This is a genomic window from Pedobacter sp. P26 (assembly GCF_050632135.1).
Lineage (GTDB): Bacteria > Bacteroidota > Bacteroidia > Sphingobacteriales > Sphingobacteriaceae > Pedobacter.
Map to the genome: position 1 here is coordinate 6,274,896 of NZ_CP192574.1, position 13,684 is coordinate 6,288,579.

General features: G+C 44.9%; 16 protein-coding genes and 1 pseudogene. 1 reads left to right on the forward strand and 16 read right to left on the reverse strand.

Annotation, left to right across the window (positions count from 1 at the left end; translation table 11 throughout):
* Positions 1-4: 4 nt before the first annotated feature.
* From ACQ86H_RS29315 to ACQ86H_RS29390, 16 genes and pseudogenes are all read right to left on the reverse strand, one after another.
* The gene (locus ACQ86H_RS29315; protein WP_431293356.1) at positions 5-667 is read right to left on the reverse strand and encodes a hypothetical protein; all 663 of its coding nucleotides are present in this window, start codon (positions 665-667) and stop codon (positions 5-7) included.
* Positions 664-1,320 carry a hypothetical protein gene (locus ACQ86H_RS29320; RefSeq protein ID WP_431293357.1) on the reverse strand — a complete coding sequence of 219 codons (657 nt, stop codon included), beginning with the start codon at positions 1,318-1,320 and terminating at the stop codon, positions 664-666. Before ACQ86H_RS29320 ends, ACQ86H_RS29315 begins: the two co-directional genes overlap by 4 nt.
* Positions 1,317-1,979 (reverse strand): hypothetical protein, encoded by a 663-nt coding sequence (locus tag ACQ86H_RS29325; RefSeq protein WP_431293358.1) that lies wholly within the window; start codon positions 1,977-1,979, stop codon positions 1,317-1,319. The genes ACQ86H_RS29320 and ACQ86H_RS29325 overlap by 4 nt, the downstream gene beginning before the upstream one ends.
* An 8-nt stretch (positions 1,980-1,987) precedes the next feature.
* Positions 1,988-4,434 (reverse strand): annotated as a pseudogene (locus tag ACQ86H_RS29330) (TraG family conjugative transposon ATPase).
* On the reverse strand, positions 4,406-4,777 hold the full coding sequence (locus ACQ86H_RS29335) for a DUF4133 domain-containing protein (protein WP_431293359.1): 372 nt from the start codon (positions 4,775-4,777) through the stop codon (positions 4,406-4,408). Before ACQ86H_RS29335 ends, ACQ86H_RS29330 begins: the two are co-directional and overlap by 29 nt.
* Positions 4,711-5,022 carry a DUF4134 domain-containing protein gene (locus tag ACQ86H_RS29340; RefSeq protein ID WP_431293360.1) on the reverse strand — a complete coding sequence of 104 codons (312 nt, stop codon included), beginning with the start codon at positions 5,020-5,022 and terminating at the stop codon, positions 4,711-4,713. Before ACQ86H_RS29340 ends, ACQ86H_RS29335 begins: the two co-directional genes overlap by 67 nt.
* A 55-nt stretch (positions 5,023-5,077) precedes the next feature.
* Positions 5,078-5,359 carry a DUF4134 family protein gene (locus ACQ86H_RS29345; RefSeq protein ID WP_431293361.1) on the reverse strand — a complete coding sequence of 94 codons (282 nt, stop codon included), beginning with the start codon at positions 5,357-5,359 and terminating at the stop codon, positions 5,078-5,080.
* 59 nt (positions 5,360-5,418) lie between these two features.
* A complete protein-coding gene (locus ACQ86H_RS29350; RefSeq protein WP_431293362.1) occupies positions 5,419-5,709 on the reverse strand; it encodes a hypothetical protein in 291 nt (96 codons plus the stop codon).
* On the reverse strand, positions 5,696-6,079 hold the full coding sequence (locus ACQ86H_RS29355) for a hypothetical protein (RefSeq protein ID WP_431293363.1): 384 nt from the start codon (positions 6,077-6,079) through the stop codon (positions 5,696-5,698). Before ACQ86H_RS29355 ends, ACQ86H_RS29350 begins: the two co-directional genes overlap by 14 nt.
* Positions 6,076-6,711: a ParA family protein gene (locus ACQ86H_RS29360; RefSeq protein ID WP_431293364.1), complete on the reverse strand. Its 636-nt coding sequence runs from the start codon at positions 6,709-6,711 to the stop codon at positions 6,076-6,078. The genes ACQ86H_RS29355 and ACQ86H_RS29360 overlap by 4 nt, the downstream gene beginning before the upstream one ends.
* A gap of 60 nt (positions 6,712-6,771) precedes the next feature.
* Entirely contained in the window at positions 6,772-7,806 is a 1,035-nt protein-coding gene (locus ACQ86H_RS29365; protein ID WP_431293365.1) for a DNA cytosine methyltransferase, read from the reverse strand.
* Positions 7,807-7,868: 62 nt separating this feature from the next.
* Positions 7,869-8,819, reverse strand: coding sequence for a DUF5712 family protein (locus tag ACQ86H_RS29370; RefSeq protein ID WP_431293366.1), 951 nt, complete (start codon positions 8,817-8,819; stop codon positions 7,869-7,871).
* Positions 8,810-9,379, reverse strand: coding sequence for a BfmA/BtgA family mobilization protein (locus ACQ86H_RS29375; protein WP_431293367.1), 570 nt, complete (start codon positions 9,377-9,379; stop codon positions 8,810-8,812). Before ACQ86H_RS29375 ends, ACQ86H_RS29370 begins: the two co-directional genes overlap by 10 nt.
* A 503-nt stretch (positions 9,380-9,882) precedes the next feature.
* Positions 9,883-10,860 (reverse strand): toprim domain-containing protein, encoded by a 978-nt coding sequence (locus tag ACQ86H_RS29380; protein WP_431293368.1) that lies wholly within the window; start codon positions 10,858-10,860, stop codon positions 9,883-9,885.
* A 309-nt stretch (positions 10,861-11,169) separates the two neighbouring features.
* Positions 11,170-12,054, reverse strand: a complete 885-nt coding sequence (locus ACQ86H_RS29385; RefSeq protein WP_431293369.1) for an RteC domain-containing protein — start codon at positions 12,052-12,054, stop codon at positions 11,170-11,172.
* Between the two features lie 91 nt (positions 12,055-12,145).
* Positions 12,146-12,406 (reverse strand): helix-turn-helix domain-containing protein, encoded by a 261-nt coding sequence (locus ACQ86H_RS29390; protein WP_431293370.1) that lies wholly within the window; start codon positions 12,404-12,406, stop codon positions 12,146-12,148.
* A 482-nt stretch (positions 12,407-12,888) separates the two neighbouring features.
* Between ACQ86H_RS29390 and ACQ86H_RS29395 the strand changes: the two genes are divergently transcribed.
* Positions 12,889-13,467 carry an RNA polymerase sigma factor gene (locus ACQ86H_RS29395; RefSeq protein ID WP_431293371.1) on the forward strand — a complete coding sequence of 193 codons (579 nt, stop codon included), beginning with the start codon at positions 12,889-12,891 and terminating at the stop codon, positions 13,465-13,467.
* Positions 13,468-13,684 lie beyond the last annotated feature (217 nt).

Genomic DNA, 13,684 nt, shown 5'->3' on the forward strand with positions numbered 1-13,684 from the left:
ATTTTTAACGTTTTAAAAGATTGTATTTCCGGATGAGCTCATCCACCAGCCATTTATCCTGGTTCATATAGAAGCGAAAAGGGTTGGCTGTTTTTAGCAGACCGTTCACCCTTGCCCAGTAAATCGATTTTTTCATGCTGAATACAAGCGCACGCATCACGCGCAGTTCAAGGGCAATTTTCTTCAGCAATGCATCACGCTTTTCAAAATCCATCAGCACATTTTCTCCCTCCTTTAGAATGAACGAAGAAACCTCTGAAACCAGACGAACACCCCTGTCTTTGAGTTGCCTGGCCACATCTTCGGCAAACAAAAGAAGCGCTGGGTTATCCTTGGCCATCTCCACAAGCTCACCGCTTTCGGTATAGATATCGGTACAGATTTCACCAATCTGCCTTACAGCAATGGCATGGCGAAGTGCGCCGTCCACCTGCGAGAGCGAACTTAAGATCATATTCTGCACCAGAACTACAGAGGAGAGATTGATATTGATATCGTTCAGCCTATTATTTATCGTATTCAAGTAGGAATTGTGCGTGTTTTCGGCGGCGAGCCTTACCGCCCCATTTTCGTTTACAATGTCAAAATGGTTACGGTCAAAAACTACGCGCTGGGCAAAACAGGAAAATCCCGTAAAAGCCAACAGGGCTATAACTACAGTTCTCATTGGCCAAGCTGTTTTGTGCGTTCAATAATCCTATCTATAATTGCCCTGTCCTGATTGATGAATCCCGAAAACGGGTTCAGCGCATCGTATGTTTTTTTCTTGGTAGCATAGCCAAGTGTTGCGGCCAGTCCGCGAGATGCGCCTGCAATTGCGCGAAGTTCAGTCACCACAAATGAGAACAGCATTTTCCTGTCCGCTGGCTTCATCTGGTTCAGGTCACCAGCCACCAGTGCCAGGCCATACAGGTAATTCAGCAGCCTATAGGCCCTGTCACCAATATCCTCCTCAGCTGCAACTGCCAGTGGAATAAACAGTGGCTCTGAGCTACAGAGATCAAAGATAATTCCCTGTTGGGTGATGATGTCAGAAACTATCGGGTAAGCTTCGATGCCGATCTGCGCTGCGGAAATGGCAAGGCCCAGGGTTTTGAACCTGCTTTGAATATTCCTGTATTTTTCCTTTAACCTGGTAAGAGAAGTTTTATTGATCGATTCATTTGTGGTAGTAATGCCTTGGTTATCTCTGGCATCTGACTGTTTTCCATGTTCGGACTTGCTTTCTGCCACCAGTTGGTGCAATAGCTCAACGTTCAGTTGCGCAGATGCGGAAAACACACACAAAGCAAGCACAACACTAAATATCATATGCCTCATGGCTTGAGCATTTTCATGTTCCTAATTATATCATCCGCAATCCGCTTATCGATATTGATGAATCCTGAGTAGGGATTCAGCGAATTCCAGAAGCCACGTTGCTGCGCCCAGTACATGCAGCGGTACATCCCGTATGCCACCCCTCGCAGAATGGTAAGTTCGGTTACGATCCGGTTCAGAAGTTTTGCCCGCTCGCCAGAGTCCATTAGTGCGTCTTTTCCGTCCTTTAGCACAAATGAGCTCACCTCGACCGCAAGGTTTGTGGCCCGGGATTTAAACTCCCTGGCACCACCTTCCGCGAAAAGCAAAAGTTCTGGGTTTTGCTGGGCAATGCCAATCGCCTTGTTCACATCCAGTACAATATCTTCTGAGATTTCATAAATATCCCTAACTGCCAGCAATGAGCGCATAATGCCCGAAACTTCCGAAAGCCCCCTGTAGATGGTGGCCTGAAGATCGTTTACAATTACAAGTTGCCCGGTTACGGCCAGTTGACCGCGCTGTATCAATGTAAGGTTGTCATTGGTCCTGTTCAGCTGGCCATTGATCACCGAAGAATGAAAGGCCATCGCGCCCGCCGTGGTAGGATCCACATAGATCTGCGCACTGCAAAACCCTTGAGTTAGAATAAGCGCTAAAAATATAATCAGTCTGTACATTGCGTTTTTTAGTTTAAAAGATGTGAATTCACCTTGGCTACAAAGGCAGCAAGGCTTAGCCCCGAGGTTTCGAGGTCTTTTACCATTTCCGAAATGGCATCGAAGTAATTGCCGCATCTTGCCACATAGGTTTCCAACGCATTCTTTTCCGGTTTTTCAGTGGTAAAGGCAAGGTGATGGTACATGCTAACTTCCACGCCATAAACTTCGCCCACGGTTCCCCTTCTTATGTAGAACTCGTTGAACCTAGCCCTGCCTTCCCTGTTATCAAGCTGATTGATGGTCAATATCTTGCGCAACTCGATATCGTTTATCGAAAGCAGTTCGGCCACCTTTTTCAGATCGGCCTCTTTCTGTTGCAAAAGGATTACAGTATCGGAGTTATTGATAATACTGTCTTTTATTATCGGGTTTCCCATAATGTCCCCAACTTCCTGCGTTACCTCGATAATTTCGCCCCAGAATTTCCTAACGGTCTTGTTCAGGTATAATAAAAACCGGCTCATTAGCGGAGAAGAAATAGCGCGCCATGCTTCTTCCAAAATCAGGGCTTTGCGGCGGCTCGTGCGGTGACGCATCTTCTGGATGAACAAATCGATGATGATCAACGTAACTATTGGAAAAAGTACCCGATTTTCCTGCACCGCGTCAATTTCATAGACTATAAAGGGCTCATTGAATAGCGACTGATCGGCCGCTTCGTTCAGGATCGTATCAAATTCTCCGCCCTTGTAGAACTTTTTGAGCACGAACCGGAATTCTTCCAGATCAAAAGGAATCTGTTCCTGCTGCTTGATTTCGGGAATCTTCCCCAGGGCAAACTCGTAAAAGGAATTGAAATCAAGCTTTTCGATTGCAGAAAGTGGCTTTCCAAAAAAGTCTCCATAATAGCTGGAAATTACCTGCGCGATTACGTCCCGCTCAATGGTGCTCACGCTGCCCTCGGCACCTTTCCAAAGCAGCGATATCAACGTGATCAGAAAATCCTTTTTTCGATGTTATATTCTGATTCATCAATCGCAAAAGGATTCATGGTAATGGGCTTTTCTTCCGAATAGGTAATGTATTTCCCGCCATAAGTGCCGCATAACCCGGAGTAGGAATGGCCAACATCAACTATCACTACATCCATATTATACCCGAGGTACTGTTGTACAATATTGTTTACGCAGTAGGACTTTCCGGTGCCAGATCCCCCCAAGATGAATCGGTTCCGGTTTTTCAAGCGGCCCGTTTGCATGGGCAGATCCGAAATATCGATGGCTACCGGAGTGCCCTGGCGGTCGGTGAAGTACAAAAGGAAATCCGAAGGATCATCCACAATTAGAGATTCCTTAAAGAAAAAGCACAGCGCGGCATCGGCAGTGGTCAAAAACCAGTCGTATTTTTTCAGCTCAATCCCATTGCCCGGCAATGCGCTGCGGTAAAGCTCCAATTGGTTATAGGCATTCCGGGATGGAATGATGCCCTGCTGAAAAAGAGATGCCTCGATAAAATTTACGGCCTTGCCAATCTTTTCAGCTTCCGCAGAAACAATGATCGAGTAATGCGCATCAACAAGCAACTGGTTTTCCCTTGCAACATCTGCCAGTAACCTGTCGATATCTTCCACGCACAACAAGTTGGCGGGATCTGGTATGCCGGCATGTCTTTTACGCTTCAGCGAGAGTTTCTGCAGCGTAGCTTGCTGCGCCGGAATTTCAATGAGCTGGTTATAGATGATGCAATGATAACTCGGTACATTAAAAAGGAAAGTGAGATTATCGGCCGGGAAATGCTTTACGCCTTTGATGTCCTGCCGAAAGGTAAAGGGGCTCACTTTTTCCGGCAGGTCAATGGAATCGGTATTGATCAGGCTGATACAGCGAACCGCCCTTGGGCCGATATAGAGCTGCTCATCAGTGCAGCGCAGGTTGTCTAGCGCAAGATTGGCACTGGCAAACTCCATCCCCAAAACCCTTGTCACATAGTGGTTGATCTGGAGCTCATCAAGGCAGCATGGCATGAGCCCAGCCCCCGAAAACAGGTCAAGCAGTTTTTCGATATTCTGCGCGAAATCCGAAAGCACCTTTTTATCATAGGTGTAAAATGCCTTTCGCTTAACTTGGCGCGTAATGATAAAATAGGTCTTGAGCTCAGTGTACTTCCTGCCCAAAAAATGTTCATGGTATTTCTGTTGCAGAAAACCCGTTTCCGCCCTGCCGATGTAAGCCTTGCGCACAAAAACATCCTGTTTCTGCAGAATATGGCCTTCGCCCAAAATCTTGATCGCATTTAGAAGGATATTCTGAAAGCCAGAATAGCTTTCCCCATCTGCACAGTATTCCAGAACAGGATTATGTATCTGCATGACAACTGAAAAATCGCCGCCCATGCAATACAGCAATGCCAGGTCAGCATAGCGGTCGACTCCGGCATAGGGAAGCTCAAATGCCGTTTTCTTTTCTTTCTGCATAGGAAATCTTTAATTTGACTGGATGGATGAAAATGCCCTGGTTTCGGGTCTTGGAATGAAGGCCGCTTTTCTGCTTATGGAAAGTGTAGAAAAGTCCACCAGCGATTGCGGCGATGGTCAAAAAGCCTCCGGCGTACATACCGAATAGTGCCCCCGAGATACCACCAAGCGCCAAGGCGGCGGCTAGCGATCCGATACCATAATAGATGAACTTTCCCTTGAAGCCGCGATATACAAGGGGCAGATCCAGCCCCTTGTATATTGGATAACCTTGTATCAAACCCCAAAAAACGCCTTGATAAATACCGAAACCAGTACCAGGAACAGGCATGAGCCGCCCCATCCCATGATATCTTTATTGATATCCTGGTCACCGGAATTCCATTTGATGTACACGCGCACGCCACCGATAATCCCCACCACAGCACCAATAGCCAGCGTCAGCGTAGAAATTGGATCCACGTAGCTGGTGAGCGAAGAAGTTGCAGCATTGATGCCAGTGGTTCCACCAGCGGTCTGCGCAAAAGAATGCCCCGCTAAAAGCATAGCGAGGCCAAGAGAAAACAGTTTTTTCTGTTTTGCTATCATAAGAAAAATGATTTTGAAGAATTAAAAGGAAGGGATCAAAGGCCGAACAGCCCTTTTAAGAATGTGCCGACAAGGGCAAGAAATAAGCAGGAAAAAACCAGGCCATTACCTGCGCATCAATGTGGTGTTTGCCGGTTTGCCAGTTGGTATAAACCCGCAGGCCACCTAAAAGGCCAGCAATGGCACCCAACACCAGTACCAAATCGGAAAGGGAAAAATACCAGCGGCGGACCTCTGAGGAAGCCTGGTAAAAATCCGAGATACCAGGTTGGGCGTGGCCGGTTAAAGGAAATAGCAGGCTCAGCCATAGAAAGAAAAGAAATGTGAAGCGGTACATAAAAACAGCAACTAGTAGGAAATGCCCTTGGTGTACTCAATCAGGTCATCTTTGGCCAGTTAGAAAAGCTGCTTCAAGCTGACTGTGCCGCTCGAGATCAGGCCAGCTAGGGAAAACGCATCGCCCGAAGCAGCCTGCTGTGTAGCAGGCAAACCAGAAACCGCGGAAGAAACAGTTTCCTTTGCCGGAATGATCAGCTCAGGCTCATCTTCGGTAAAATGCAGTACACCATCATCTTCTGGCCTAGCCTGCGTCCGCTCTCCGGCATTCAATAGGTCAAAAACCAGGTTCAGCCCATAATAGGCAAAGTAGATCCCCGTTAGGATCATGAAAAATTCAGTCCAGTTCATTTTCGTTTTTTTTGAGTAGTTCTTTGATGTGGCCGGGCAGCCAGTGGTGACGAGAGAGAAATTGGGAGAAGGCGAATACGATAACCTTGGTCATATCGATATCGCGGGTAAACTTTAGCTGCTTTAGAAGTTTCATGCTAGCTGTGTCGAGCCTGATCATAATCTTTTGTGTACCCTCCATGCGAAAGGCCGATAGCTGTTCAAAAAAATCATAAATTTCTGCCTGGGAGACTTCGCCTGCAGAAATTTTCTTCTTTGGAGCTAAAGCCACGGGCTTTTGAGCCAAAGGTTTTTCCAAGGCGGGTATAGCTTCACTTTCAGCTTTAATGCGTTCCCTGATCTCATCGGCAATCGATCTGATCTTGCTCACCCCGAATCCCCTTTCATGATGTAGGACTCAAACACCAGGTCTAGCACCGGAATCACAACAGGCAGCAAGGCAAGCGGAATATGCGAGGTGGTCAGCCGCTGAAAGTCCACCCGGTCACTTATTGCCGGCAAAATACTGCCAAACTTTCTCAGCGCATTGTCCACCTCCAGTTTGGTTTCATATTTGACCGTCGTTTTGATGCGGTTGGGAACAAACAGCATGCAACAGGTTTTATTCAGTTTAGAGCATACCATCGCAAAAAGCAGTGTCGAATCCACCGAAAATTCATCATAGTTGAATGGGCATAAAACCAGATCGGCAGAAAGGATTACCGGAATTAACCCATCATCATCCATTTTGCCCGGCATGTCGATAATCACCAGTTCATCTGAATTTGACTTTAGCGTGCTGAAAACGGCAGGATAGATTTTTAGGTCGCAGGGAATAACCTCATACAAAGGTTCAGCCTCCGGCAGCTTAAATTTTTCGGCCTTTGCCGAAATAGATGCCTGATAATCCATGTCCAGAACCGTGACCTTTTTCTTTCTGACCAGCGAGAGATAGTTGGCAAGCAACAGCGTGAGTGTGCTTTTCCCTGCACCACCCTTTTGGTTTCCAAGTAATATGACCATAGTAATCGTGATTTAAATTTGGATGAACAGAAAAACAGAAAGGAAAACCAGCAGAAAACCTTACCCGCATTCAGCCGATATCGAATCAATCGTCCTAAAAATATCAAGCGCCACCTGCGGAACAATGGCATTGCCGTAGGCCCTTATACTTTCTTCCCGCCATTTTGGAAAGGTAATTCCGTCCAGAATACTGGGAATCCCATCATCTCCGCCACAAAACGCGGATTGAGTTGGCCATCCTTTCCAGTCGGGAATACCGAATCCCCTAGTTTGGGAAGTGCCCGGTGCACCCTGCCCAGGAAAGAAGCTGGCGATTCTTGCGGAATTTTCCGACCATGTTTCGATGAAGCCATGACCGTAAGGTAGACTAGAAAATCCGTCAGCGAAATTTGCCCCCCGTTTCCCTTTTTGTTCCGGCGTGATTTCAGTGGCATCCCCGCCCTTGCCGTTCGGATCGTTGCCTTCATGTAGGTCATCTCCGAGGCTGTTGGAGTGGGCAACAAACCAGACCCGGTCTCTCGTGTGCGGGGCACCAACACCAGCAGCCGGAACACACAGAATGACTGGTGTGCCGTCTTTAAGTTCCGGTAATAGGTATCCTGCTGTACGGATTTCTGAAATGATGCTGGCAATGACCCGTCGTTGCAACCGGATGATGGTGCGGCTTGGAATCTGGTCGTAATCTTCACAAAAAAGCTCGACCGCTTTGATTTCCATTTTAGAAAGACTTCCGGGTTCGAGAATACTGAACATGCCAGATACGTTTTCAAGAACAATCCACTTGGGCCTTGCCTCCTTAATAATTCTGATAGTCTGTGGGAAGAGATAGCGGTCATCCTCCGTGCCTTTTCTCCGTCCGGACTGGCTGAAGGGCTGGCAGGGAAAACCTCCGGAGATGATATCGATGCATCCCCTATACTGAGCTGCATTGAATTGGAAGATGTCGTCATAATGGGCGGTGTTTGGCCAGTAGTATTGTAATAATTGTCGGCAGAAGGGATGCTTCTCACAGGAGAATACATTCTGCCAGCCCACCCAACTGGCGGCGATATCAAAACCGCCGATCCCGCTGAACAGGCTTCCGTGTTTTAGCATAGGCAATAGGGTTAAAAAGGTGAAAGGAAATGGTTTATCGGTATTCTAGAAAAGGCAATAATTTACCTGGTATTCGTCCGCGCTTTTCTTTTGCGGTGGCGGTTTCTGCCCAAGATGGCTTCATCATCTATATCATCACTGATATCAACCGAAAATGCATCAAGCAAAGGCACGTAATCTACCACTTCCAGTTCGGAAGATTCCGCCGGTTCAAAATGGAGCTGAAAACCATGTTCCATTTTAGAACCATTCGACACCTCTACTTCACCCAATTCTTCCGAACTCCTACTGGCCATCGCACTACGTTCTGCCAAGCTTCCGTTTTTCTGAACATTGGCAAAGGCGAGAGATTCTTTAAGGAGCCTATCAAAGCCAAAAAAATCGTCAAAAACTGATTCTCCGCTCTGCTTAAAGGCGAGCCTATCGAACTGGCCCATTTTTTTCGAATGTTCAATGTTCTTTCCCTTTGAGGTATTCTGAGGAGAAAGCTTAATCCTATTGGTGGCATCTTTTCGGCTTACGATCACCTGGATGTGCATCTGTTCACCATCTTTTTGTTGTCCGCGCTTTTTCTCTCCACTTTTCACTTCACGGGCAGGGTGGGTGTAGTACCGGAATTCCTCCAGCTTGCCAAACCACAGCAGATCCTGCTGGCCTGAAATGCCATCCCGCTTATAATTCTTGGCATATTCATCCATCACTTTTGCTGTATATGCCTTAAGCTTTTCACGGACACGATCTCGGCCAAAACGTTCAATCAGAAAAGCAATCTCCTTTTTGCTTGGACTGATATTGATCAGAAAAAACTTGGGATCGTTTCTGCCAAGCTTGGCCACGTTGCCATCTATCCTAGTCATTACTTCATAGGGCGAAATATCCGAACGCAGGGCATTAAACCAAAATTCCTGTTGCTCCTTTTTCGGTTTTCTGTTTTCCTTTTCGAGATAATGCACGAGCATAGCACTGCTGCCTTTGTTCTCCGCTTCTTTTTTATCGGTAATGTTTATGAACATAAATAGGTCTTAAAGCAATCGAACCTGATCTTTAATTTTGGAAGAGAGTTCCTGTTTTTCCCTGGCCGAAGCCTTAGGTCCCAGTGTTTCCCTTGCCAGAACATATTCCTCAAATAAAAAAGAAACTGCGCTTTGAGCACATCTGCATCTTTCGTTTTTTTCAACAATAGCGCAAGCGTCTTTTCCATACCGCCTATGGCCAAAGTGTGTGATTTTTGGCCGCCCAGAACAAGCGCATTGTGCTTTAGTATTTCCGAATTAAATCTTTCGATGATATCGCGCTGGGATCTTGAAACCCTATCTACCTCCGCTTTGATCGGAAGAAGTAGCATGTTTTCCTGCGCGCGGATAAAGCTGATATACTGCTGGTGGTTTTTAACAAGGGTGTTTTTCAAAAGATCATCGTTTAGATCCATCGGATCTTTTTTGCTCTTGTAGAAGTAATCCACCATCTGAATGAACAGCAGCCTTTTGGTGCGGCTAAGTTTAACGGCAATCTTCTCAAACTTTGCATCTACAGCAACCGAAAACCTCACCGAACGGATATTGGTATCCTCCATACTGAATAAAGATTAAAACGCCTAAAATAAATCAACGGGATACCCCAGAGGTTCCTATTTTCCCACCGCAATGGCGCGATAGCGCGGACAAGTATCCCCGGAGGATACTTGATACCCCCACAGCAGCGCTAGGGGGCAAGCAAAGTAGGGCTCTGCCCAACTTCGGCTTGCTCCATTTTTTGAAGGAAAATGGACATTTCGCAAAGCGCAAAATCCCTCACAACGCCAAATGAAGAATTGAAATATGCCAATCGATGAGATTAGAATTTACCAATCAAAAGCTATTCTATTAGCTAGCCATATCTAGACAAAATTTTAAACTGCAACTAATACGGAGCGAAGGGGCGGCTGAAATATGTGTATAACCGAATATGTTGTCATGTTTAGATATCGAGCCTAATTGGAATATCTACACATCTTCCTATATCGGAATATGCTAATATTTGATTATACGCATATTTTGAGAAAGACCCATATCCGTATATACAGGCATCAGAATTTCATTAGCGCTTAGGCTGGCATACTTCATTAACCGAACCAAGTTCCTGAACTGAAAAACCATCACGCAAAAACTTCAGATCGGACATGAGTTTTTCGTTATAGTCCTTAAACCCAAAAAAGACCCTGGAACAATCTTTTGCCATAGGTAGCGCTTCCTTAAAATCTAAGGTGGCTTTCAATCCTGCTTTGTCCCTATCAAAATAAGTTTCAATGTATTCGAATTTTCTGGCCCTGTTGATCCCAGCTGGCAAGAGAGAAAGGGAGTTTAGCACGATCACACTTGGATAGCAATCTTCGTTTTCATACTTCCAGCTCAGGTAATCCATATAGCCCTCAAAAATGACAAGTCTATCATCATCGCCCTCAATATAGGTTAAACCCTTATGGCCGAGGCAGCCCTGAAAATATTTGTTGCGAACTTCCCAACCACCGTTTTCATTCTGCCACCCAGCAGCAAAAAAATCCTTTTGTACACCCTTATCGTCTCTTACAAAATAGTATAGCTCCTGGATCTGCCCGTGATCTGCCATGCCCCAAATTCCCCTGCCCTGCAGATAACTGGTAATGGCCGGATTTTTACCAAGAGGTTTTATCGCTTCAATTTTGTAATGGGGAAGTTTAACCGGTAGCCGTTTGCGCTCCTGATTTTTCATAGAGACTGAAGCACCTGTTTGGATAACATTCCCCATCACTTCTTTTATCTTATAAAGCGCATCGGAATAAGAAATAGGATGCCAGTAGGAAATAGCAAGATCGATCAAATTCCCGCCCCTTATCCCGGATGCATTCGGGCCACCGTGGTCGAACCAGACCGAAAGCCCCTCGTTCACGCAGAGCGAAGCAGTACGTTCCTCGCGCAGCATGCTCAGGTAAAAATCTTCATTGCCGGATTGCCTAACCGGCCGGTGTCCGAGCCGTTCTAAGAAGCCTGTTATGGATGTGCCAGATAACAGTTCGCTAGCGTCTATATATGTTGCCATAGGTAATAGATTGTTTCTATATTACCGTAAATGCAAAAGGGGGCAATGCCCCCTTCAAGCTGGCCCTAAAAAGCGTGGTATCAACCCGCTAAAGATGGCCTCTATGTTAATCGGAACTACCCACGTCGGATTCTACAACCCGGACCCTCGTCTGCCAATGCGCTTTCAGCTCGGGGCTTCCACCTCCGCCTTCGCAAAATTTCCGCCCAATAAGCGGATAATGTTTCGTTCCCAGATGTCAAAGATCTAACAGATACTGGGAGCAAAATTCTCAAAGCCGGAAGTGGGAGATTGACAACATTTAAATAGTTAGATATTCTTATCCGTATCAGAACCCGGCCTTTTCTTGGGAACAAAAGGCTTGTAACGGTCTTTTTCGTGGATGCGGCGCACAATTTCAGTACGCATCGCATCAAGGTAAGCGGTATGGCTTTCGGATTTTCTCCGCGAGATTTCTACGAACCTGCGGTATACCACGCCAAGGTGAACATTAAAGCAATTTTCCAGCCCTGCGATAATATCAGAGATATCAGCCTTCCCAAAATCTACAGAGCCCATGAAATAAATGCCATAGGCAAGTTCCACCAACTTGATCTTTTCATCTGTCCAGGTACGCTTTTTAGCGGAACGCAGTTCACCCAAAATTGTACCGACTTCAGCGGTATAGGTAGCGCGGAGCCGGACAATGAGAAACTCCTGCAACCGTTCATAGGCCATGATCTTGGCAAAGGTGTAATCATGGTTGGTCGAAAAATTGCCCAACATAAATCCAGGAGCATCAAGCGCGGCTTGAAATGTAGAACGCAGGAAAAAATCACAATCCCTAGAAGTCTCACCTTCCAAAAAATAGTGGTACACAAAAGCATGCTGGTCGAAAAAGCGCTTGATAAAGGAAAGTTCCTGCAGATAGTAGTCCCTTGCCATGTGCTCAATACCAATGGCAAGCCCCTTCATGATATTATGGCGTTCCACCAGAAAAATATACCAGTGATAAAACCTGGGTTTAATGACCTTAAAAAATTCTATTTCATCAGAATCACAGGCAAAGCCATCGGAAATAATGTGGTTGTGAATAAGCTGCATCGAAGAAGAAACGATGCCGAGCGAGCGCGAAAAATGTTCGGGAAATTGATGGATATCCGCCAGCTCATCTTCCATCGCAGCATACAATCCATCAATATAGGTTCTGTTCATTACTTATTTGATTAGGTTTAAACTTGAATGGCGGCAAGTCTAAATAATCAAGTAACAGGTAGTCTTGAATTAGTTAAAAATGAAAGCGAATCTAAAATCCTTCACTAAAGAATTCCTCCAAGGTCATGTCGAAAACGGAAACGATTTGTAGAATGGAAGAAAGGCGTACATCTTTTCCAGTTTCATATCTTCCCCATTGCGTTCTATTAATGTCGTGCTCATAGGCAAACATATCGTAGCTGGTATATCCTTTAGCAATTCTCAGAGAGCGTACTCTTTCGCCAAACTTCTTCAGATAAATATCTGGTTTGAGGGTATGTTTTTTCTCTGAAAGATCAATTCCTTTGGGCATGTTACAAAACAAATCAACAGCCTTATGATATACCACCTATAATAATAACCCTTAATATAAGTGACTTTATAACGAAAATTTTTATCTTTGGTTTTAAATTAATTTCGCCAAAGTGAATGAGTTAGTCAATCAGCATGTAGAAGATTTGGAGTTAGGCCATACATTTATCGAATTGCTAAAGTGTAATGGACTCATCCTCCTAAGCCAGTTATTGGAAAAATCCCCAATCGAGTTAATGGATATTCCTGGCCTAACCCTTGAGCACCTTTTCGAATACAAGCGGTTTCTAATTGAGAATAACCTTCAGCATTTACAAAAGGATTTCTGATAGCTTTTGATGTCCCACCTTTACCGCTCGGGAACTAAACATTAATTCTGATAAACAAGATTTAACATTATTTTTAAGAAAATATTTTTATCATTGCTGCAACAAAATTTCTTAAATTAGACTGACGGCAAACAACCTCAGCACCATTCATTCGATGTTGATCTATAGTACCCATAAGGACACTGAACTTTATGCCCTGCTGAAACAGGGAGATAGGAACGCCTTTGTGGAAATCTTCGAACGTTACTATAATCTGCTTATCATCTACGCCGATAAAAAGTTAAAAAACCGCCAAGCGGCAGAAGATGTAGTTCAAGAAGTTTACGTTAGCCTTTGGAATCGCCATAAATCCATTAACATTGAAACCCCTTTGACACATTATCTATATCGCGCCGTGCGATATGAAATCCTGGACATATTTAGCCATCAAAAGGTGGAAGATAAATATCTGCAATCATTGGATAGCTATGCAAAAAACTTTAGTGAGCAGGCCGACTATCGGGTAAGGGAGAAAGAAATTATAGAAATTATCAACAGACAGGTAGATCTATTGCCTACCAAAATGAGGGAAGTGTTCCTGCTTTCCCGCAAAGAAAACCTCAGCCACCGGGAAATCGCGGAAGTGCTCGGCACATCGGAAGAGAACGTTAGTCGGCATATCACGCGTGCCCTTTCTATCCTTCGCAAAAAACTTGGCTTGTTCCTGTACATCTATATGCTATTTAGGTTCTAGCTCTAGACTAAAGCCATAGTTATGCCAAAAGACCAGAAAAGAAGGTCAATCATTTGGAAATAAAATTTTTTGATATTAATTTAAAGCATTGAATATCAGTTGATTGAAATTATTTTAAAATATTTTGTACAGTAGCTGTCCATTTAATCGGCTTAGTTATAAAATGTGGTAAATATTGACAATCTAAAATCAATTATTTCCATTATAAATGATATGA

Bases quoted from the DNA above. Each gene is read 5' to 3' on its own strand.
- ACQ86H_RS29315 (WP_431293356.1), bottom strand. From the start codon at position 667: ATGAGAACTGTAGTTATAGCCCTGTTGGCTTTTACGGGATTTTCCTGT.
- ACQ86H_RS29320 (WP_431293357.1), bottom strand. From the start codon at position 1,320: ATGAGGCATATGATATTTAGTGTTGTGCTTGCTTTGTGTGTGTTTTCC.
- ACQ86H_RS29325 (WP_431293358.1), bottom strand. From the start codon at position 1,979: ATGTACAGACTGATTATATTTTTAGCGCTTATTCTAACTCAAGGGTTT.
- ACQ86H_RS29335 (WP_431293359.1), bottom strand. From the start codon at position 4,777: ATGGGGCGGCTCATGCCTGTTCCTGGTACTGGTTTCGGTATTTATCAA.
- ACQ86H_RS29340 (WP_431293360.1), bottom strand. From the start codon at position 5,022: ATGATAGCAAAACAGAAAAAACTGTTTTCTCTTGGCCTCGCTATGCTT.
- ACQ86H_RS29345 (WP_431293361.1), bottom strand. From the start codon at position 5,359: ATGTACCGCTTCACATTTCTTTTCTTTCTATGGCTGAGCCTGCTATTT.
- ACQ86H_RS29350 (WP_431293362.1), bottom strand. From the start codon at position 5,709: ATGAACTGGACTGAATTTTTCATGATCCTAACGGGGATCTACTTTGCC.
- ACQ86H_RS29360 (WP_431293364.1), bottom strand. From the start codon at position 6,711: ATGGTCATATTACTTGGAAACCAAAAGGGTGGTGCAGGGAAAAGCACA.
- ACQ86H_RS29365 (WP_431293365.1), bottom strand. From the start codon at position 7,806: ATGCTAAAACACGGAAGCCTGTTCAGCGGGATCGGCGGTTTTGATATC.
- ACQ86H_RS29370 (WP_431293366.1), bottom strand. From the start codon at position 8,819: ATGTTCATAAACATTACCGATAAAAAAGAAGCGGAGAACAAAGGCAGC.
- ACQ86H_RS29375 (WP_431293367.1), bottom strand. From the start codon at position 9,379: ATGGAGGATACCAATATCCGTTCGGTGAGGTTTTCGGTTGCTGTAGAT.
- ACQ86H_RS29380 (WP_431293368.1), bottom strand. From the start codon at position 10,860: ATGGCAACATATATAGACGCTAGCGAACTGTTATCTGGCACATCCATA.
- ACQ86H_RS29385 (WP_431293369.1), bottom strand. From the start codon at position 12,054: ATGAACAGAACCTATATTGATGGATTGTATGCTGCGATGGAAGATGAG.
- ACQ86H_RS29390 (WP_431293370.1), bottom strand. From the start codon at position 12,406: ATGCCCAAAGGAATTGATCTTTCAGAGAAAAAACATACCCTCAAACCA.
- ACQ86H_RS29395 (WP_431293371.1), top strand. From the start codon at position 12,889: ATGTTGATCTATAGTACCCATAAGGACACTGAACTTTATGCCCTGCTG.